13 protein-coding genes and 1 pseudogene are annotated in these 22,083 nt (G+C 40.4%); 9 read left to right on the top strand and 5 right to left on the bottom strand.

From position 1 onward, the window contains the following. The first annotated feature begins 112 nt into the window (after positions 1-112). From AM608_RS05440 to xerD, 3 genes are all read left to right on the top strand, one after another. Positions 113-658: a DUF1599 domain-containing protein gene (locus AM608_RS05440; protein WP_009419216.1), complete on the top strand. Its 546-nt coding sequence runs from the start codon at positions 113-115 to the stop codon at positions 656-658. Between the two features lie 12 nt (positions 659-670). Next, a complete protein-coding gene (locus tag AM608_RS05435) occupies positions 671-1,753 on the top strand; it encodes a BT_3928 family protein (protein WP_053581014.1) in 1,083 nt (360 codons plus the stop codon). A gap of 69 nt (positions 1,754-1,822) precedes the next feature. Beyond that, positions 1,823-2,734: a site-specific tyrosine recombinase XerD gene (gene xerD / locus AM608_RS05430; RefSeq protein ID WP_009410370.1), complete on the top strand. Its 912-nt coding sequence runs from the start codon at positions 1,823-1,825 to the stop codon at positions 2,732-2,734. A 62-nt stretch (positions 2,735-2,796) separates the two neighbouring features. Here xerD and AM608_RS05425 read toward each other — a convergent pair whose 3' ends face one another. Beyond that, entirely contained in the window at positions 2,797-3,174 is a 378-nt protein-coding gene (locus tag AM608_RS05425; RefSeq protein WP_009410371.1) for a PUR family DNA/RNA-binding protein, read from the bottom strand. Positions 3,175-3,455: 281 nt separating this feature from the next. Then, positions 3,456-6,973 (bottom strand): annotated as a pseudogene (locus AM608_RS05420) (efflux RND transporter permease subunit). A gap of 743 nt (positions 6,974-7,716) precedes the next feature. Here AM608_RS05420 and AM608_RS05415 point away from each other — a divergent pair. Genes AM608_RS05415 through AM608_RS05405 form a run of 3 tightly spaced genes read left to right on the top strand, consistent with a single transcriptional unit; the run spans position 7,717 to position 12,743 of the window. Further along, positions 7,717-9,609 (top strand): ABC-F family ATP-binding cassette domain-containing protein, encoded by a 1,893-nt coding sequence (locus tag AM608_RS05415; RefSeq protein ID WP_053581013.1) that lies wholly within the window; start codon positions 7,717-7,719, stop codon positions 9,607-9,609. A gap of 3 nt (positions 9,610-9,612) precedes the next feature. Further along, a complete protein-coding gene (locus AM608_RS05410) occupies positions 9,613-11,076 on the top strand; it encodes a lipase (RefSeq protein WP_053581012.1) in 1,464 nt (487 codons plus the stop codon). Between the two features lie 5 nt (positions 11,077-11,081). Beyond that, positions 11,082-12,743: an MBOAT family protein gene (locus tag AM608_RS05405; RefSeq protein WP_009417436.1), complete on the top strand. Its 1,662-nt coding sequence runs from the start codon at positions 11,082-11,084 to the stop codon at positions 12,741-12,743. Between the two features lie 42 nt (positions 12,744-12,785). Here AM608_RS05405 and AM608_RS05400 read toward each other — a convergent pair whose 3' ends face one another. Next, positions 12,786-13,097, bottom strand: coding sequence for a hypothetical protein (locus AM608_RS05400; RefSeq protein ID WP_053581011.1), 312 nt, complete (start codon positions 13,095-13,097; stop codon positions 12,786-12,788). 386 nt (positions 13,098-13,483) lie between these two features. Here AM608_RS05400 and asnS point away from each other — a divergent pair, with 386 nt between their 5' ends. Next, complete coding sequence (asnS, locus tag AM608_RS05395) at positions 13,484-14,914, top strand: asparagine--tRNA ligase (protein WP_053581010.1); 1,431 nt, start codon at positions 13,484-13,486, stop codon at positions 14,912-14,914. 83 nt (positions 14,915-14,997) lie between these two features. Here the strand turns inward: asnS and AM608_RS05390 are convergent, their stop codons facing one another. Further along, positions 14,998-15,609 (bottom strand): hypothetical protein, encoded by a 612-nt coding sequence (locus AM608_RS05390; protein WP_053581009.1) that lies wholly within the window; start codon positions 15,607-15,609, stop codon positions 14,998-15,000. A gap of 90 nt (positions 15,610-15,699) precedes the next feature. Further along, on the bottom strand, positions 15,700-16,068 hold the full coding sequence (locus tag AM608_RS05385) for a DUF1573 domain-containing protein (protein ID WP_002673576.1): 369 nt from the start codon (positions 16,066-16,068) through the stop codon (positions 15,700-15,702). A 473-nt stretch (positions 16,069-16,541) separates the two neighbouring features. Here AM608_RS05385 and dnaE point away from each other — a divergent pair, with 473 nt between their 5' ends. Beyond that, positions 16,542-20,999 (top strand): DNA polymerase III subunit alpha, encoded by a 4,458-nt coding sequence (gene dnaE, locus AM608_RS05380; RefSeq protein WP_053581008.1) that lies wholly within the window; start codon positions 16,542-16,544, stop codon positions 20,997-20,999. 118 nt (positions 21,000-21,117) lie between these two features. Beyond that, on the top strand, positions 21,118-22,041 hold the full coding sequence (locus AM608_RS05375; protein ID WP_053581007.1) for an aspartate carbamoyltransferase catalytic subunit: 924 nt from the start codon (positions 21,118-21,120) through the stop codon (positions 22,039-22,041). Positions 22,042-22,083 lie beyond the last annotated feature (42 nt).

Here is a 22,083-nt window from a genome sequence, read left to right as displayed (position 1 = left end):
CAAATTTTCTCATTTTCTAATTCTCCCATTTTCTCATTTCCAAATTTCCAAATTTGTCCATTTGCTAATTACTTCGTACCTTTGCACTTTCATTACCTGTCACCTAATTAAAATGAACACTCTTAAACAATATAACACGGTTATTGAACAATGCCGTACGCTCTTTATCAACAAGATGAAAGACTATGGCTGTGCCTGGCGTATCTTGCGCCTCCCTTCTCTTACTGACCAGATTCTCATCAAAGCACAACGCATTCGAGGGCTACAAGAGAATACCGAGCATAAAATCGATGAAGACGAGACAGCCGAGTTTATAGGCATCATCAACTATGCCCTGATGGCTCTTATTCAAATAGACAAAGGAGTAGCTACCCAACCCGACCTTAGTCTCGAAGAGGCAACGGCTCTATACGACGCCAAAGTTGCCGAAGCACGCTCCCTTATGGAAGCTAAAAACCACGATTATGGCGAGGTGTGGCGCGAAATGCGGGTGAGCTCTCTTACCGACCTTATCCTGCAAAAGCTCTTGCGTGTAAAACAAATTGAAGATAATAAAGGAAAAACATTAGTTAGTGAAGGCATTGATGCTAATTATCAAGATATGATAAACTATGCAGTGTTTGCTCTCATACATTTAAACAATCAACATAACAACTAAATAACAACTTATATGAAATATCTTATCCAGCTTTGTCGCATATTATTAGGCGTTACTTTTATCATCAGTGGAATGATAAAACTCAATGACCCTATGGGTTTTTCATTTAAATTGGAGGACTATTTTGCTCCCGATGTGCTCAATATGCCCTTTTTTGTACCATACACTTTAACTTTTGCCATTTTGGTATGTATTTTCGAAGTAGTTTTGGGGGTAACCTTATTGGTAGGCTATAAAAAGAAGCTCACTTTGTGGCTTTTGCTGGCTATGTTAGTATTCTTCGGCTTCCTTACCTTCTATTCGGCTTATTTTCACAAAGTAACTGATTGTGGTTGTTTTGGTGATGCTATCAAATTTACACCTTGGCAATCGTTTACCAAAGATATGGTACTATTAGTTTTAGCTCTCATCGTCTTTTGGGGGCAAAAATATGTACAACCCATTACCAAAGGCAATTTACCTTTATTAATTACAGTAATCTCTGTGCTTTTCTGCATATGCTTTGTATATTACGTCTACAATCACTTACCCATAAAAGATTTTCGTCCATATAAGATAGGAACAAATATCCCCAAAGGTATGGAATTACCACCCAATGCCGTTACTTATTATTGGACTTTCAAAGTAAACGGCAAAGAAAAAGTGATTGTAACTAAAGATGCAAGTTTCCCAAAAGTAGATGGTGAATATGTAAGCTCTACCTCTACTACCGAATTGCCTCCTATACACGATTTTTATATTCAAGATAAAGATAGAGAAACAGACTATTTGCCACAATTTATGGCAGAAGAAAAGCTCTTGATGGTAGTTTCTTATCGCCTTGACCTTGCTAACCAAGAGGCTTTTAAGGCAATCAAAACAGTAACCGATAAAGCTCTTAAAAACGGATATACCGTGATAGGTCTTACCTCACAAATGGAGAAAGCTCCTTATATTGTAAAGAAATACGAACTCAATTTCAACTTTTATTATAACGATGCTACTACCCTCAAAACAATGATACGTTCTAATCCTGGACTTATAGTGCTTTCCAAGGGTACTATCATCGATAAAAAGCATTATAACGACAGCGAAAAATTATCAATTGATAAATAACACACCTTTTACTCACATTTCCAGCTATCGCTGGTTTTACCTTTTACCTCTTATCTTTTACCTAAAAACGTGTGGCGTAAAGTAAATACCGATTATCAGAATTATTTGCGATTACAACGTGGTTTATCGCAGAATACTGTTGTGTCTTATGGCTTAGATATTGAGAAACTCATAGGGTATTTGGAAAAATACAATATCACTGAACCCCCCGATACTATTCAAGTAGATACCTTGCGCCAGTTCGTATACGAAGTCTCCAAAGAACTCAATGCACGTTCACAAGCCCGACTCATATCGGCTTTAAAGAGTTTTTTTAAGTTTATGATTTCTGAGAAAGGACGTGAAGACTTCCCTATGAGCCTTATCGACAGCCCTAAAATAGGTGTAAAACTCCCCGATACACTTTCCTTAAAAGAAATAGATGCTATGCTCGCCTCCATAGACCTCAGCACCGATGAGGGGCATCGTAATAAAGCTATTATAGAAACGCTTTACGGTTGTGGATTGCGAGTGTCGGAATTGGTCTCTCTCCGTCTATCCGACTTGTTTTTTGAAGAAGATTTCATTAGAGTAATGGGGAAGGGTAGCAAACAGCGCTTAGTGCCTATTGAAAGCTATACGCAGAAACAAATTAACAATTATATCAATAACCAGCGCAAACAATTAAAGATAGCAAAAGGTCACGAAGATTACGTTTTCCTAAACAGAAGAGGAAAACAACTTACTCGCGCAATGATATTTACTATTGTAAGACAAGTAGCTGAAAACATAGGATTACAGAAGACCATTAGCCCACATACTTTCAGACATTCTTTTGCGACACACCTATTGGAGAACGGTGCGAATCTGCGTGCCATACAGATGATGTTAGGTCACGAGAATATTACTACCACAGAAATATACGTACACGTAGAGAAGTCATATTTGAGGGAAGCTTTGGTGAAATACCACCCACGCCATAAAATGAACTTTACCCAATAGCCTATTATGTCATCACTCTATTACAAACAGATGAGTGAAGTTTTACCTTATTAGTTTTTTAGCTATAGGTCTTCAAAATCAAGGTCTTTGTAAACACCATTACTATTGCTTACGCCTTCCAATCGTTCATTGTAATAGTTCTTTTTAAAGTCTTTTTGATGACGTTCAGAAATTACTTCCTCTCCTTTTTCATCAAAAACATAGTTAGTCATTTCGTTTAAAATATCTTTAAACATTTCAAAATCCTCTTTATACAGATAGATTTTGTGCTTTTTGTAGTGAAATGAGCCATCATCGTGAGTAAACTTCTTACTTTCAGTAATAGTCAAGTAATAATCATTAGCGCGCGTTGCTCTCACATCAAAAAAATAGGTGCGTCTGCCTGCTCTTAAAACTTTTGAGAATATCTCCTCATTGTCTAATATTTCTTTTTCTTCCATCGTTATGTACGTATTTTTAAATTATTCTGTCGGCAAAAGTCTTCATTTTTTATAGCAAGTGCAAATATTTATAGTATGAATTTTACTTTATTTCCTTATTTTAGTATAATTTTAAGGTTTCATACTTGAAAAAGACTACTAACCATAATTTTATCAAAAGAATATCACTTAAAATTTACCAATTAACTTCGCCAACACCTTCTCCTTCATCTTAGCTTCGCTTTACCTTCGTCTTAGGTTCGAATAAGCCTTATCTTTCAACCTAATTAAGTGCTACTTCCTTATCCTATTACGACTTCTCTCCCTTCAAGTACTATTTCAAAATCTCCCTCTGGACGCTCTTTCACGTATTGTATTTTACGAATTTTGGTGAGGTAACTATGCTGTGCAATGGCGCGCTTCTCGTCATCGGTGATAACGGATACCATTTCACGTTCAGGATAAGTGAGCAATAACAAAAAATCTAACTGACCATAATCATTGGTGATATGCAAAATACGCGTTTTTTCGGGTAATGAATGCACGAGTTCGTGATAGTGTTCGCGATGCTGCTGGTAATCTCCTTTTACAGCATTCACTACGTAATTTTCCTTGTATAAATAGTTTAAAAACAGTTTCTTCTTTAGGTAATCTACTCCTTCCAATCGCTTGCGCAAAGCGAGGAATTGCTGGCGGTAGAAAGCACCTATCTGTTTGGCTCGTTCGCGCGGAGTGTTGCCAAAACGTTCATCATCAGGTGTTATAGGGTCGCCTACTACTACCGTAATAGCACCATCGTAGATAATCACATCGCCTTTAGGTTGCACTTCCGAACAACCGTGAATATACACGGGCACGAGAGGCGTTTGGAAATGTTCGGCTATCAGGAAAGCACCTTTGTGAAAACGGTGTATTTGGTTAGTATCAGAGCGTTTGCCTTCTGGGAAAATCATTACTGAAATACCATTTTTCAAATTCTTTTCGAATAAGGGCATTCCTTTTTCTATACCTTCAGAGGCTGGAAAGAAGCCCATTGCCTGCACATAACGTCCAAATACTACCGAGTTATACACCCAATCATTTACCATATAACTAACGCGATGTGTGAAAAGCCCTATTGCCAAAGTATCAAGCCACGAGGTATGATTGGCAATCACTACCGAAGGAGTTGTAAGCTGTATATGGTGTGGGTTCTCTACCTTTTTACGCACAAAAGGATCGGCATAAAGCACTGAAGTAGTGAGCGAAGTAGCCAAACGTCTGAGCCACATAGTGTGTTTAGGAGTTATTTTAGCAAGTAGCCAACCTATATTGGAGAGAATTATAGACGATAGTGCATAATAGGTAGTTAGCAGTATGGATTGCAATAAAAGACGCAAACTCACTGGGGAACGACCCTTATCAGGACGGCGGAAGATACAAAACTTAAATATCGTAGGGTAAAATACAAAAGTTATTGTCAAAGCAGTGAAAATACCTATCACCGATACCGATGCAATTGACTTTAAGGCAGGGTGTTTGGCGAAAATAAGCGTACCGATAGCCAAAAAGGTAGTAATAGACGCCAAAAGTACTGACACTTTGTACACAGGAAGTTCATTTTTACCATCGGTATAGTCTTTTTGCAGTGCACAAGTCATAAAAATACTAAAATCTACCGAATGTCCTAATACCAAAGTGCAGACAATCATACTAAACACATTGAACTCTATGCCAAAAAAGTTCATTAAAGCGGACGTAACTATCCCTGTAACACCAATAGGGATAAGGGTGAGTAACACCAACTCTATCCGCTTAAAGAACAAGAGCAGTATGAGGAAAATAGCGATAGACGAATAGTTTACTAACAGCAATATATCATCTTTGAGTTTGCCTAAAAACGTTTCACTTAGGTTCTTGCGGTCGATAACAACAGTAGGCGTGTGTTTTTCTACTGAATGGATAAAAGGGTCACGCTCGGCAACAGTGAGTTTTACGAGATTGGCAATAGTATAAAAACCTTCTTTTTCGGTGATAAAATCTTCTAACGGAATAGCTGAAAGAGTTTTATAAGTATCAAGGTTTTTTATCACTTCAAAATCACCTGCTATACTTTGGTAGAAAGGTGCGTAGGTTTCTTCTTTAAAACCGACCTCATTTCCTTTTCCTATCAGTTGTTGTTTTAGAAATTGCTGTCTTTCGGCATTCCAAAAATCTTTCCATCGTTGTAAACGCGCTTCTTGTTCTTTTTTAGGCAATACAATCCCCCGATAGAACTGAATTGCTTGATACTATCGTGTGCTTTATAACTTTGTAACTGCTGATATAGTGTATAATTGCGCTCTAAGGCTTCCTCTAAAGAGTTGCCATAAGCAGCAGCGTAAAGTGATTTGTATTCACTATCGGTGATGTTCTCTAATTGATGTTCGGCTGCCTTATAACGTTCGTTTATATAGTTGATATTGGCAATATCGCCATTGAAACGGACATTATGAAAAGTAAAACAACTCACCGCTATCAGCAGTAAGCAAGCCCCTACTACCCACTTGTTGTGATGAAATGGATAAGCCCCTATACGGTCTAAAAAGGTTTTGCGCACCTCGATAGTGCGATTGCCACGATAAAAATGAGGCACGAGCACCAACGACAATATGGCTGATACCATTATGCCCACGAAAGCAAACACGCCTAAATCTTGCATCACCTCAGAATGCACAAAGAGCAAGCAGAGGAAGGAAATGGCGGTAGTGATACTGCTGAGCAAGATAGGCACGGTTACAGCACGGTACAACTCGGCGGTGTTTTTAGCTACCTTGTAATGAGTGAGGATATGCAGCGAATAGTCGATAGTAACTCCTAAGAGTACCGCTCCTAAACTGATAGAAATTGCCGAAATACTACCTTTGAGCACATAGAGTGTTGCCAAAGCGGAGAGCACCCCAAAAGCTGAAGGGATAAAGGCAATAAACGGGATATAGACACTTCGATAAAAGAAGACAAGCAATAAATAAAGTGCTGATAGTGAAATGAGTACTGTGGTGAGGATATCGGTTTTGATTTGAGAGGCATTACTCACCGAGATAAAGGGAGCCCCAAAAAAATCTACGCGCACTTTTCCTTGATACTGAGCGTTGAGATGGTCTTGCAACTTATCTAAACTTGCGACGAAAGCGGCATTGTGCTCACTGTCGTTGCCATCGTACTTAGGGTTAATAAAGAAGAGGATATGCTGCTCGTCGTTAGTAGTGAGGAAACCATTGGCAATCTTAAAATCGTTACCTGTATTGAGCTCTTGAAGTTTGCGCAAACCGCGAAAAGTGAGACCAAAAGGGTCTTTACGGATAAACTGTTGTGCCACCATACCCGCAGGAGTGAGCATCGTTTTGTACTGACTCTCCACCATTGATTTGAGACTATCGGGGGCTAAACGGCGTTCTAAATAAGCGTAATCTTCATCGTTTAGAAAAAGAGGTAGGTGGTCGTTTACAAACTGCCAAGTCTCGTCTATCTCTTCTTCGTTTATAATCCCCTGAATACTGGTGATATACTTCGTCATAGAAGCGTTGAGCGTATCTTGCAGATTTTCGGCAACTGTCTGCATATCGGTGAGTGTTCCGCCTTTTTCGGCTGTTACCATTACCGAGATTTTATCGGCGAAATTGAGTTGCTTAAGTACCTTGGAAGTGAGGTTCGTCTTATCGTTTTGAGGGAGTACTTTGGTGATATCCTCTTCAAACCGCAATTGACTCAAACCATAAATGGCAATGAGCGCCCAAGCGGTGAAGAATGAGAAGGTTGCGAGTTTATGAGTGGTGATATATTGGTAAATTCTGTTTAACATCTGCGCTTATTTATCGGACAAAAGTATAGAATAATTAGCAAATAGACAAATTTGGAAAATGAGAAAATTTGGAAATTTGGAAATGAGAAAATGGGAGAATTAGGAAATGAGAGAATTAGAGAATTAGAGAATTAGGAAATGGGGCGCGAGCTACAATAAATGACAGCGAAAAGATTGTCAGTTTATTCAACTTTGCCAAAGTTTCAAACTTTGGCAAAGTGTATACCCCTAAAAGTGACATAGCTGAGTTTTCGGAAGAAAACGGAAAATTTCATAAGGAGACTAAGAAAAATTTTGGTGAAAAAATGCTATGAGGAGGGTGGGGGTAGCTTATAGAGAGCTTATAGGAAGCTTATACGAATCTTGGACGATTGGTATAGAAAGGGTGTATAAATAATTGATTGATAATATAATACAACAGCGCTAAAAATGTTAAAATCGGGGTTTCGAGGCGAAAGAAAGGGAAAAGGCACTAGGCCTTAGGCCATAGGCACTAGGGGAAGTATGACGGAAAAAAGGGAATGTGGTGACGGAAAGTCGGAGAAAAAGAGGCTGATGAATGAAGAGATAATGAGCGGTGGGTGAAGGTAAGGCAGTGGAAAATGCTGTGAATTTTGAGATTTGATTTTAGTGATTGGGGATTTTTTGCGAAGGGTTGTACTGATTTTACCTAATAATTAGGCATTATTTATTGCTAATTACTTATAGTTTTGTACTTTTGCGCCCGAAATAACGAATATCATATGCTGAACGTTCACAACCTATCTGTTTCTTTTCAGGGCGAGTACCTCTTTGAGGACGTTGCTTTTATGCTCAATGCGGGCGACCGTGTGGGGCTTATTGGCAAGAACGGAGCGGGGAAATCGACGATGCTCAAATTGCTTTCACGCGAACTTAAACCCGATACCGGAGGCATTGCTACCGATAAAGATGTACGCATCGGATTTCTGAAACAGGATATTGATTTTGTGAAAGGACGTACCATTTTAGAAGAAGCCTATCAGGCATTTACTGAGATTAAGGCTTTGGAACGTCAGTTGGACGATATTCATCACCAGATAGAAACCCGCACTGATTACGAGAGCGAGGCGTACCACGATTTGCTTGATAAACTCAGCGACTATACGCATCGTTTCGACCTTATAGGAGGATACCAATACCAAGGTGAAACCGAGAAAGTGCTATTGGGGTTGGGCTTTCAGCGGAGTGATTTCGACAAGCTCACCGATAGTTTTTCGGGTGGGTGGCGTATGCGTATAGAATTGGCAAAACTGCTGTTGCAGAACAACGATATATTGCTATTGGACGAGCCTACGAACCACTTGGATATAGAGTCGATTATTTGGCTAGAACAGTTCCTCTCTACTTATAGCGGGGCGGTGGTAATTGTGTCGCACGACAGAATGTTTTTAGACAATGTGACCAATCGGACGATTGAGATTTCGGTAGGCAAAATATACGATTACCCGAAGCCTTACACTCAGTTTTTGGAACTGAGAAAAGAGATGCGCGAACTGCAACTCGCCTCACAAAAGAACCAAGAAAAGAAGATACAACACACTGAAAAGCTCATCGAAAAATTCCGCGCCAAAGCTACCAAAGCCTCAATGGCACAGTCGCTTATCAAGAAGTTGGACAAGATAGAGCGCATAGAGGTAGACGAGGAAGACAATGCGGTGATGAACGTGCGTTTCCCCGTATCGGTAACGCCAGGGAAGGTAGTGCTGGAAATAGACGATGTATCGAAAAGTTATGGTGAAAAAGAGGTGCTCAGCCACGTGAGTTTGCTTATAGAACGAGGCAGCAAAGTAGCTTTTGTGGGACAAAACGGACAGGGGAAAACGACCCTCGCCAAGATGATAGTGGGCGAAATACCCTATGAAGGAACTATCAGGCTGGGGCACAATGTACAGTTGGCTTACTTTGCTCAGAACCAAGCCGACTACTTAGATGGAGAACTCACCGTGCTTGATACGATGTTTAATGCAGCTAACGACAGCAATCGCACTAAAATACGCGACATACTTGGGGCTTTTCTCTTCCGTGGCGATGAGGTAGACAAGAAAGTGAAAGTGCTTTCGGGAGGGGAGCGCAACCGTTTGGCATTGGCAAAGATGCTCCTTTCGGACTTTAACGTAATGGTGATGGACGAGCCTACGAACCACTTGGATATCAAATCGAAGAACGTACTCAAACAAGCCTTACAGCAATTTGAAGGGACGCTCATCATTGTGTCGCACGACCGCGATTTCTTGCAAGGGCTTACCGATAAGGTATACGAGTTTAAGAATAAACATCTGAAAGAATATCTTGGGGACATTGATTTCTTCCTCGAACAACGTGCTGCCGTTAATTTTAGAGAGATAGAACAGCAGAGCAAAAGCACTCCTGTGCAGGTAGAAAAAGAACCGCAGAAAGAAGAAAAACTCTCGTTTGAGGAGCAGAAACAGCAGAAAGCCATTCAGAATAAGCTCAACAAGATAGAGAAGAACATTACCGCTCTTGAAGAAGAGCTTAAAGCGATGAATGAGCAGATGGGACAAGGCGTACAGAACGATGCTTTTTACAAGGAATACGAACAGAAAAAACAGCAGTTGGAGGATTTAATGACCGAGTGGGAATTATTAATGAGTTAAGTTATGCAACCTAAAAAAATCTTACTCTTTATTGTGGGGGTGCTAGTAGCCCTCTTTACAATGACCCTTTTCAGCAGTTATCACACCACCGCCAAAGGAATGGTGCGGGAGGGTATAGTGTTTGGTGACGCGATGTTGCGCTATCCGACCCCTGATATATTGGGAATGCTCTTTAAAGGGGAAGAGGAAAATAATAAAGTAGACGAACTTATTAAAGATACTAAAACCATTGTAGACGAAAAAACCGAAAATTTAGCAAAAAAGGATACTATTGTTAAGGACACGGTACAAACTTCGGAAACTAATATAGAAGGGAAAATATATTACCCGGGGAATCATACGGATTATATCAGAAGACTTAAAGAGAAACTGTGTCAGCCTACCTGCCAAATAGTGCATTATGGTGATTCGCAAATAGAAGGAGACCGCATCACCGGCTATGTGCGCAACCGATTGCAATTGGCATATACTGGCGGAGGACCGGGTTTTATCCCTATAAAAGTAGTGTATAGCCAGAACAGTGTGGACATTATTGCTTCGCCTAACTGGACGCGCTACGCTTTCTTCGACCGCAAACAACGCAAAACGGTAGCGCACGATAAGTATGGTTTGTTCTCTACCTTCTCACGTTTTACTAATTATGTGAGCAATACTGCTGATACGACTGCCTTACCCGTAGCAAAAGCCAGCTTTACGATTAAGCCTTCGGATAAATCGTATGCACGTTTAAGAAACTACACGCGCTTTGGGTTGCATTATGGCAATGCGATGGCAAAAGTGAAGATACGTGTGTATCAGGACGGGAATATTTTAAGAATAGATACTCTTATCTCAGATGGTAAATACCATAATTATAAGCTCAATTTCGCATCTACTCCTAAGGAGCTAAAAGTGGAATTGGAAGGCAAGGTAAGTCCGGATTTTTATGGGATTACTCTTGATGCGTCCTCAGGAGTGCGAATGGATAACGTAGCGATGCGCGGTGAAGCAGGACGTATATTTACACGAATGAATTACGAGCATTTCAGACAAATGAGTGCAGACCGCAAGCCTGATATATTTATCTTTCAGTACGGAGGAAATACAATCCCCTATATGAAAACAGACCAACAGCTTCAGGAGTATGTAAACGCGTTGATATTTAATATCAAATGGGTAAAGCGAGCCAACCCCAATGCAATGTTTATGCTTTTAGGTCCTGGAGATATGACAACTTCGCATAACGGGCAACTTATTACTTACCCTTTTGTACCGAAAATGAACAAGCTGATGAAGGAAGAAGCCTTGAAAAATGGGATTGCTTATTTTAGTATCTTTGAAGCAATGGGAGGAGAAAACTCGATGACAGCGTGGGTGAAGAAAGGAATGGCTGTTTCAGATTACGTACACTTTACGCCACAAGGGACTAAACTAATTTCGGAAGTGTTTTACCAATGCCTACTTAACGACCTTGCGACGGTGCAATAATAGCTATGATAGATTTCTTTAAAAACTTCTTTACCTTTGAGTCGGCTCACCCACTTACTTTTGTACGGATAGACTTTTGGATATTCTTTGCTTTAGTATATGCGGTGTTTGTGCTCATCTATAAGCGTAAGCACGTGCGCAACTTGTTTTTGTTGCTTGCCAGCTTTTACTTCTATTACAAGGCAAGTGGGCTTTTTGTATTGTTATTGGTATTTAGTACTGTTACTGACTTTTATTTAGGGCATTATATCTATAATCAACAAGAAGAGCGCCGACGCAAAATAGGGGTTACTATTAGCGTTTGTGTGAACTTATTGGTACTTAGTTATTTTAAGTATGCTTATTTCTTTACTGATACTTACAATGCGCTGTTTCACACTCATCACCAAACCTTTAACTATTTAGCCTATTGGGCAAACGGGTTTGACTATAACGGATACTTTTCAGTTGATAAAATTATATTGCCCGTAGGTATTTCTTTCTACACTTTTCAGACCATTAGCTATACAGTGGATATTTACCGCAGAAAGGTTGCACCACTGAAATCGATATTAGACTTTGGTTTTTATGTGAGTTTCTTCCCTCAGTTAGTAGCAGGTCCTATTGTACGTGCAGAAGAGTTTGTACCTCAAATTCTCAAAAAAACAGAGATTAGCAAAGAAGAGTTTAATAAGGCGATATTCCTTATCCTTAAAGGACTTATCAAGAAGATGATATTTGCTGATTTTATTGCGTTGCACTTTTTGGATAAGGTATTTGATGCTCCTGAAATGCACTCGGGCTTTTCTAACTTATTAGCTCTGATAGGTTACTCGCTCCAAATATACGGTGATTTTTCTGGCTATACCGATATAGCCATAGGGGTAGCGCTATTGATGGGCTTCCATTTGCCTGTAAACTTCAATTCACCTTATAAGGCTTTGAACTGTGGAGACTTTTGGAAACGCTGGCACATCTCGCTTTCTACTTGGTTGAAGGACTATTTGTACATTCCGTTAGGAGGTAACCGCAATAGCACCTTAGGAACTTTTGTGTTTTCCTTGCTTTTTGTAGTGATATTGGTAGTAGCGATTGGTAACCTCGCCTTTACTTTTATCACAGGGGGATTGCTGATAGCAGGTGCGGTAGTAGCTTTTTATTACAAACCTTTTGAGCGTTACTTGACTACCAATATCAACATTATGCTCACGATGCTCATTGGAGGATTGTGGCACGGAGCTTCGTGGAAGTTTGTTATATGGGGTGGATTGAACGGTTTGGGTGTGGTAGCTTATAAGTATTGGCGCAAGGTGAGTCCGTACGAGCAAAGTAAGCTGTGGATTACTCGCGCTTGGAAGATAGCCTTTACCTTTGCTTTTATTACCTTTACACGCATATTCTTCCGAGGTAATGATATGGAGAGTATAAACTTATGGTTCGCACAAGTGGCGAACAATATGAGTTGGGATACTGCTACCGAAGTGATTAGGCATAACAATATTCCATTAGGCGTTATCTTGATTGGTTATATTACCCATTGGCTACCACAGCATTGGAAAGACTATGTGGAACACGTGTTTGCCGAGAGCCATTACGCTGTGAAAATAGCGATAGCCTTAGTAGTAGTGCTTATTTGCTATCAGGCTTATTCTACCGATATTCAGCCGTTTATTTACTTCCAATTTTAGTTAGGTAAAAGGTAGGGGTAAAAGATAAAAGGGGGAGAAAACCTATTGGGAATTAGTGGCTATGAACACGATACAAGCAATAATGACTATGAGCACCAATGAAGTTACTACTGAAATAATAAGCCCTGCGACGGCTAATGTTTTAGGCTTCTTGCTCATTCCGATAATAGATAATATCAATCCGGTGAGCCATATGATAATGTTCACAATAGGGAGCAATACGAGGAATATTGCCACTACAGACGTTATGAACCCCACCAGACCTATGAGATTGTTATTTACGTTGTTATCGTTATATTGCCTATTGTGAATAAACGACCAGTCGTTTGGGGTATTTTGCTTGAATTCTTCCATCTTTATAAAACAATAAATACTCGATTTTAATGCTACAAATATACAACAAAGAATTTATACTGCAAGTTAAAAAAACTTTTTTATAGGTAAAAGACACAAGCCACGCGAGTAGATGTAATTAGCAGATTTGAGAATTAGCAAAAGGGAAGTAAGGCTTGAAAAGTTTTTATAGGAAAGAGAAGAGTTTAATAATTAAGAGCTGTTTGAAAGATGAGCGAAAGAATAGCTAACCTAAGGCGAAAGTAAGACGATGGAAACCTATGAAAAGTTTATGACAGAACAGTGTAAGAAGTGAAAAACAATTAGAGATTTAGCCAAACTCCTTTGTTATTTATTGAAAAGTTATTACTTTTGCCGTCAGAATTAGATAAGAAATAAGACGCGTTATGTATTCTATTAAAAAATTATTACAAGACGGAAAAAACATACAAGGAGAAATCACCCTTAAAGGTTGGGTGCGCACCTTCCGCAGCAACCGCTTTATTGCCCTGAACGATGGTTCTACAATCGACAATTTACAAGTAGTAGTAGATTTTGAAAATACCGACCCTGAATTGCTTAAACGCATTACCACGGGAGCAGCTATTGAAGTAAAAGGACGACTTGTGGAGAGTCAAGGTAAAGGGCAAAACGTAGAGTTACAAGCAAGTAACATCAGTATATTAGGCGATAGCAACCCTGAAGAATACCCTATCCAACCTAAAAAACACTCACTTGAATTCTTGAGAGAAAACGCTCACTTACGCGTGCGCTCTAGTACTTTTAGTGCGGTGATGCGCGTGCGTTCTACTTTAGCTTTTGCTATTCACAAATACTTTCAAGACAATGGTTTTTTCTACGTGAATACCCCTATTATCACGGGTAGTGATGCCGAAGGGGCTGGAGAGATGTTTCGTGTAACGACCTTAGATGCTAAAAATCCACCACTTAATGAAAACGGCGAAGTAGACTACAAGAAAGACTTCTTCGGTAGGGAGACAAACCTTACCGTATCAGGTCAGTTAGAAGGTGAGACTTTTGCGATGGCGCTTGGTAAGATTTACACCTTTGGACCTACTTTCCGTGCTGAAAACTCCAATACCTCACGTCACTTAGCTGAGTTCTGGATGATAGAGCCCGAAATGGCGTTCTATGACCTTATCGACAATATGAATTTGGCGGAAGATTTTATTAAATACGTATTGCAATATACCTTGGAAGTACGTCGTGACGACCTTGAGTTCTTGAACAAAAGATTTTTAGAAGAAGAGAAGACTAAACCACAGAACGAGCGTAGCACAATGTCACTCATCGAAAAACTTGAATTTGTAATTCACAATCGGTTTAAGAGGGTGAGCTATACTGAAGCGATAGATATTTTAAAGAATAGCAATCACAATAAAAAGAAGAAATTTCAATACCCTGTAAACGAATGGGGTGTAGATTTGCAAAGCGAACACGAACGCTATTTGGTGGAAAAACACTTTGAGTGCCCTGTAATTCTGTACGACTATCCAGCAAATATCAAAGCGTTTTATATGCGCTTAAATGAAGACGGTAAAACGGTGCGCGCGATGGATATTCTCTTCCCAGGAATAGGTGAAATTGTAGGAGGCTCACAACGTGAAGAACGTTACGATGTGCTCAAACAAAAAATAGCCGACCTTCATATGGACGAGGCAACTCTTTGGTGGTATTTAGACCTCCGTAAGTTCGGTACAGCAGTACACAGTGGCTTTGGTTTAGGCTTTGAGCGCTTGGTACTCTTTGCTACTGGAATGACCAATATCCGTGATGTGATACCTTACCCACGCACACCACAAAGTGCAGAGTTTTAATGTAAGTTACATCAGGAAATATAAAAACCGAGTTATTTTCGTAACTCGGTTTCCTTATGTAATTTTAAAAAATAAAACAATGACTAAGTTGCCATTTGGTATTTGTTTACTTTTTCTTTAGCCTTGATAAGGTCGAGATTCAAGCTGTTAATCTTTTGTTCTTTATTGAGGATTCTTCCCTTGAACTTAGCATCGTCTTGAGGAGACAGAGCTCCTTTGGCTTTCTTTAAATTATACTTGTTTTGTTCCTTAGCTAAATCAGTTTTAGCTTTGGTAATTTTAGCCTCTATTTTAGAAACCTCAGAGTTAGCTTTGGACAAGCGTTCTTGGTTCTTTTTAGCACGAGCAGCAGCTTTTTGTTGTTCTTTAGCGGCTTTTTCTTGCTCCTTAGCGGCTTTTTGTTCAGCTTTCACAGCCTTTTCCTGCTCTTTTTGTAATTTTTGTTGAGCCTTTAACTGCTCTTTTTGAGCTTTAAGTTCTGCTTGAGACTGAGCTTGAGTAGCTTCAACAGGAGCGGGAGCAACTACCGGAGTAGTGGTATCGGTCATAGTTCCCATTTCGTCTACTTGAGCAAATGACACTTGAGCTATGAATAGCCCAGCGAACAAAGTGAGTGTGTGTAATTTCATATCTGTTAAATTATTTAGTTTTCTTATAGGGTGCAAAGATAAGGAAAATATGCTTACTATTTGCATTTTTACAAAAGTTTAACACCAAAAAAGTCGCCTGCAAAGGAAAGAAGCGCAGGCGACTAAGGAGTAAATTAAAATATAAATAGTTATGGATTATTGAACATTTCCTCTGATACGTAAGCCTTTTACAGGGCTTGATTTGGCATTGGAGGTAACAGTAATAGTTTTGCTGATAGGTCCAACACGATTAGTATCGTATTTTACTTCAATTTTTCCTTTAGCTCCTGGTGCTACGGGTTGGTTTGTCCAAGAAGGAACGGTACAACCGCAAGAAGAAGCTACGTTAGTAATTACGAGGGGTGCTTTACCAGTGTTAGTAAACTCGAACACACGCACACCGTCTGCACCTTGTTTGATGTTACCGTAATCAATTTCTTCAGATTTAAAAGAAATCTCAGCGTCTTGGGCATAAGCCATTACACCAAAAAATGCTAAAAATACAAATGTTAAAAACTTTTTCATAGTATAAAAAATTAAAAATATAAGTTTGTTTTTACGGTTATAAATAGTACAACAACCGTGCCAAAGAGTATTTTTTAAGGTAAAAATTAAGATTTAATAGTGTAGAGTAAAAAAGGGTTTGAGCGAAGAGAAAACATTGTAAGTCACACAGATAAATTATTAGTAGATTGGTGGATTTGGATATTACGGTTAGCTTATACAAGTTTTATACGATATAACGGGCAATGAACTATGGGGGAGTGAAGCTAAGGTGAATCTGAGTCCAAGAAAAGTATTAGATTTTGAAAAACCTAAAGATTTATTCTATCAGAAAGTAATCTGAAAAATTGCACTTGATGGTGGAATGGGCGTTGTGTTAAAATTATCAATGGTTAATTGCTAATTGTGAATTGTTTTGTATCTTTGCCCTCTCACTTTAAATCTCAATAAAACTCTTACATACATATCCAGCTAACGCTGGCTTTACCTAAAAAATGTACTTAATATTCGATACTGAAACTACGGGGTTGCCCCGCCGTTGGGATGCCCCCCTTACCGATAGTGACAACTGGCCTCGTGCCGTGCAGATTGCTTGGCAATTGCACGACCAGTGGGGCGAGCTCATTGAGCATCAGGACTTTTTGATAAAGCCCGATGGCTTCGATGTGCCTTATGATGCCGAAAAAGTACACGGTATTTCTACCCAATTAGCAGAAGCACAAGGAGTGCCTATCGCTGAGGTGTTCAAAGCTTTCAACGAAGCACTCAGCAAGGCGCAATATGTGGTGGGACAAAACATCGGCTTTGATATCAATATTATGGGGGCTGAGTTTTACCGCTATGGGGTGGAGAGTCCGCTTACGCAGATGCCTGTAATCGACACTTGTACTGAGGCAACTGCCAATCTCTGCCAGATAGCTGGTGGAAAAGGAGGTCGTTATAAGTTGCCTACCCTCACCGAGTTGCACTCTTTCCTCTTTGGCGTACCCTTTGCCGAGGCGCACAATGCCACTGCCGACGTGGAAGCAACTACACGCTGTTTCTTTGAATTGATACGTCGTGGTGAAGGCTTCCAAGAAGGTACTTTCAGTAGCGACTATATCAAAGAATTTCAAGGGCATCACACCTCACCTATAGGGCTTATCGGACTCAAGCACGTGAACCTCAAAGAGGCTTCCGATGCCTTGCGAAAAAGCAGTAGCACTGCGCAAACTACAGAACCTCACGCCGATGCTTCATTGTTAGAAAATGCGGTGTTTGCTCACCTGCACAACCATACACAACACTCTATATTACAATCTACTACGTCTATAAAAGACCTCGTAAAAATTACTGCCAAAGAGAAGATGCCTGCCGTGGCTCTTACCGATAGCGGCAATATGATGGCTGCCTTCCACTTTGTGCAAGCCGTACAAGGACATAACAAAGAGGCGGAAGCTAAAAACAAAGAGGCTGAAGAAAAGGGCGAAACCCCTACCGAAACACTCATCAAGCCTATTATAGGTTGTGAGTTCAATATCTGCGAAAATCACTTAGATAGAAGCCGACAAGACAACGGCTACCAAGTGGTGATTTTAGCTAAAAACAAACAGGGCTATCACAATCTTACCAAGATGGCTTCTATTGCTTCTACCAAAGGGTTTTACTATGTACCTCGTATCGACAAAGCGATTGTAGAGCAGTATAAAAGCGATTTAATAGTGCTTTCTGGAGGTATGAACGGCGAAGTGCCGTCTAAAATATTAAACATTGGTACCAAGCAGGCGGAAGAGGCGCTCTTGTGGTGGAAAGAGCAATTCGGCGACGACTTCTATTTAGAGATGATGCGCCATAACCAAGAAGATGAAAATCGCGTAAACGAAACCCTTGTAGAGTTTTCCAAAAAATATGGGGTGAAACTCATTGCTACTAACAATACTTTCTATCTACATAAAAAAGATGCTAATGCCCACGATATTCTGTTGTGTGTGAAGGATGGCGAAAAACAGAAAACACCTATCGGTCGCGGTCGTGGCTATCGTTTTGGGATGCCTAACAATGAGTATTATTTCAAAACTTCAGCCGAAATGAAGGCGCTCTTCAAGGATATTCCTGAGGCAATTCTCAATATTCAAGAAATTATCGATAAGGTAGAACCCTACGGCTTGGCACGTGATATCCTCTTGCCTAAGTTTGATATCCCCGAAGAATTTCAGGTGGAAGACGACCCTACGGGCAAAAAAGGTGAAAACAATTATTTGCGCCATCTTACTTATGAAGGGGCTAAACGCAAATACCCCGAAATTACCGATGAGGTGCGCGAGCGTTTGGATTTCGAGCTTTCTATTATCGAAAAAACGGGTTACCCAGGGTACTTCCTTATTGTGCAAGACTTTATCGCAGCAGCGCGACGTATGAACGTATCAGTAGGCCCTGGACGGGGTTCGGCTGCGGGTTCGGCAGTGGCGTTCTGTTTGGATATTACCAATATGGACCCAATTAAGTACGACCTCCTCTTTGAGCGTTTCCTCAACCCCGACCGTGTGTCAATGCCCGATATTGATATCGACTTTGAGGACTCGGGCCGCCAAGATGTCATCAACTATGTGATTGATAAGTATGGCGAGAGTCAGGTAGCGCGGATTATCACTTATGGTAAAATGGCTGCCAAATCGGCTATCAAAGATACGGCTCGTGTATTAGATGTACCTCTACAAGAGTCGAATAGATTAGCGGGCTTAGTGCCTAATGGGGTGTCATCTTTAGGGAAGATGTTCGGTTGGGACGATAAAACCCTCAAAGAAAAAGTGCGCAGTGAAGAACTGCCAAAAGTAGACGAACTGAAACGCCTTTTAGCAGGAGAAGGGGAGGAGGAGAGTACCCAAACCATTCAGCAGGCAAATATTATTGAAGGTTCGGTGCGCAATACGGGTATCCACGCTTGTGGGGTAATTATCACCCCCGATGATATCACCAACTTTGTGCCGGTAGCTTTAGCCAAAGATTCCGACCTATTTGTGACTCAGTTCGATAACTCGGTAGTAGAGAGCGCAGGGTTGCTGAAAATGGACTTCTTGGGGCTCAGTACCCTCACACTTATCAAAGACACTATTGAAAATATCAAACAAACACATAATATAGAGCTGGATGCAGAGGCTTTCCCGCTCGACGATAAAAAGACTTACGAACTCTTCCAGCGTGGTGAGACGGTCGGGATTTTCCAGTACGAGTCCACTGGTATGCAGAAATATATGCGAGAGCTTAAACCTACCGTCTTTGCCGACCTGATAGCGATGAATGCTCTTTATCGTCCAGGCCCATTGGAATATATACCGAGCTTTATCAAGCGGAAACACGGTATTGAGCCCATTGAGTACGATCTCCCCGATATGGAGGAATACCTCAAAGAAACTTATGGAATTACTGTATATCAAGAACAGGTGATGTTACTATCGCAGAAATTAGCAGGTTTTACCAAAGGTGAAGCCGACGTGCTCCGTAAGGCGATGGGTAAGAAACAAATAGCCGTGTTAGCCAAGATGAAACCTAAGTTCATTACCCAAGCCTCCGAAAAAGGGCACGACGCTCAAAAACTCGAAAAGATATGGGCAGACTGGGAGAAGTTTGCCGCTTATGCGTTCAATAAATCGCACTCTACCTGCTATGCGTGGGTAGGTTACCAAACTGCCTACCTAAAAGCCAATTACCCTGCCGAGTATATGGCGGCGGTACTCTCTAACAATATGAACGACATCAAAACGATTACTTTCTTCCTAGAAGAGTGCCACCGAATGGGTATCAAGGTGTTACCTCCTGATGTGAATGAATCGTTGTATAAATTTACCGTAAATAAAAACGGTGATATACGCTTCGGGATGGGAGCTGTGAAAGGGGTAGGAAAAGCAGCTGTCGATACGATTGTTGAACAACGCCAAGAGCGCCCTTATACCTCTATTTTCGATTTGGCAAAACGCGTAGATTATAAGAGTATCAATAAAAAAGCCTTTGAAAGTATCGCTTTGGCAGGAGGTTTTGACTCGTTCACCAATGTACACCGTGCTCAGTACTTCCACGCTGAAGCCGATGGTATTCCATTCCTCGAAAAAGCCATTCGTTTTGGTACTAAATACCAAGAGAGTAAGAACTCCGCCCAAATGAGTCTGTTTGGTGGTGAGAGTGAAGTAGATATCCCTGAACCTGCTGTGCCTAAATGTGAAACGTGGGGTAACCTCGAGCAGTTGCGCCGTGAGAAGGAGGTGGTAGGTATCTATATCTCAGGGCACCCGCTCGACGATTTTAAGCACGAGTTACAAAACTTTTGCAATATCAGTCTATCGGAATTGCAAGACTTACAACCTTTTATTAACCGTGAACTCACTGTAGCGGGTATGGTAGCTGACCTGCAACATCGTACGGCTAAGAACGGAAAAGGTTACGGCTTTTTTACTCTTGAGGATTACGACGGCTCCTACGAGTTTAAACTCTTTGGAGATGATTATTTGAACTATCAGAAATATATGGTACCAGGGGCGTTTTTGTATATCAAATTTAAGGTGGTAGAAGGATTTCTCAATAGAGAAACCAACCAAAGAGGCGAACCTCGAATACAGTTTCTACAGATGATGCAGTTGCAAGATGTGATGGAAACCCTCTCTAAAAAACTTACTTTACACGTGAATATAGAGGAGATTAACCAAGATTTGATTGCAAAATACAAAGATTTACTACAAAAGCACAAAGGGAAACATTCTATTTACTTTGTTGTGCACCATCACAATGAAAATATTCACCTAAATATGGAAAATGGTAATCTAAAGGTGGCGATTACTAAATCTTTTTTAGATGATTTAGACGCTCTATTTGCAAAATATCATCTCAATGACCGCAGAATGGAGAAAATAGTTGCTAAAAAGACAGAAGATACTCACGACGACGAAGAAATGGCAATGGAGGATTTGGGATTATCGGAGTAGACAATTAGTTAATTTCTATTTTGACTGCTGACGGCTAACAGCTAAAAAAATCTTCAATCGTAACTCGTAGTTTGTAATTATTTTGTACTTTTGCACAACCACTTAAAAAGAAAAAGAAATGAGTGCATTGAGCGTTAATCACCTGTTGGGCATTAAGTATATCACCGAAAAGGATATACAGTTAATATTTGAAACAGCTGACCACTTCAAAGAGGTTATTAACCGTCCTATTAAAAAAGTGCCTTCGTTGCGCGATATTACTATTGCCAATCTCTTCTTCGAGAATAGTACGCGCACTCGTCTTTCCTTTGAATTGGCAGAAAAACGTCTTTCTGCCGATGTGATTAACTTTTCGGCTTCTCAATCATCGGTAGCCAAAGGGGAAACCTTAGTAGATACCGTGAACAATATCCTCTCGATGAAAGTGGATATGGTAGTGATGCGTCACCCGAACCCAGGTGCGGGAGTCTTCCTCTCACAACACGTGAAAGCCTCAATTGTAAACGCTGGCGATGGAGCTCACGAACACCCTACACAAGCACTTTTAGACTCGTATTCTATACGCGAACGCTTGGGAGATGTAGTAGGTAAAAAAGTAGTGATAGTGGGGGATATACTACACTCGCGCGTGGCACTTTCGAACATCTTTGCACTCCACAAGCAAGGAGCTGAAGTGATGCTATGCGGACCTCAAACACTTATTCCTAAATACATTCATAAATTGGACGTGAAGGTAGAAACCAATTTGCGCAAGGCTTTGAGCTGGTGTGATGTGGCTAATATGTTGCGTATCCAAAACGAACGACTCGACATCAGTTATTTTCCTTCCACCCGTGAATATGTACAACAATACGGACTCACCAAAGAGCTATTGGATAGCCTCGATAAAGAAATAGTGATTATGCACCCAGGACCTATCAATCGAGGGGTAGAAATTACCAGCGAAGTAGCTGATAGCTCCCAATCGATTATTTTACAACAAGTAGAAAATGGAGTAGCTATACGAATGGCAGTGATTTATTTGTTGGCAAGCAAGATTTAATAAGGTAAAAGATAAAAGGTAAAAGATAAAAGGTAAAGCCAG

This window comes from Capnocytophaga sp. oral taxon 323, from assembly GCF_001278825.1.
Classification (GTDB): domain Bacteria; phylum Bacteroidota; class Bacteroidia; order Flavobacteriales; family Flavobacteriaceae; genus Capnocytophaga; species Capnocytophaga ochracea.
Note: the sequence above shows the minus strand (reverse complement) of the source record. Positions and strands in the feature narration are given on the sequence as shown.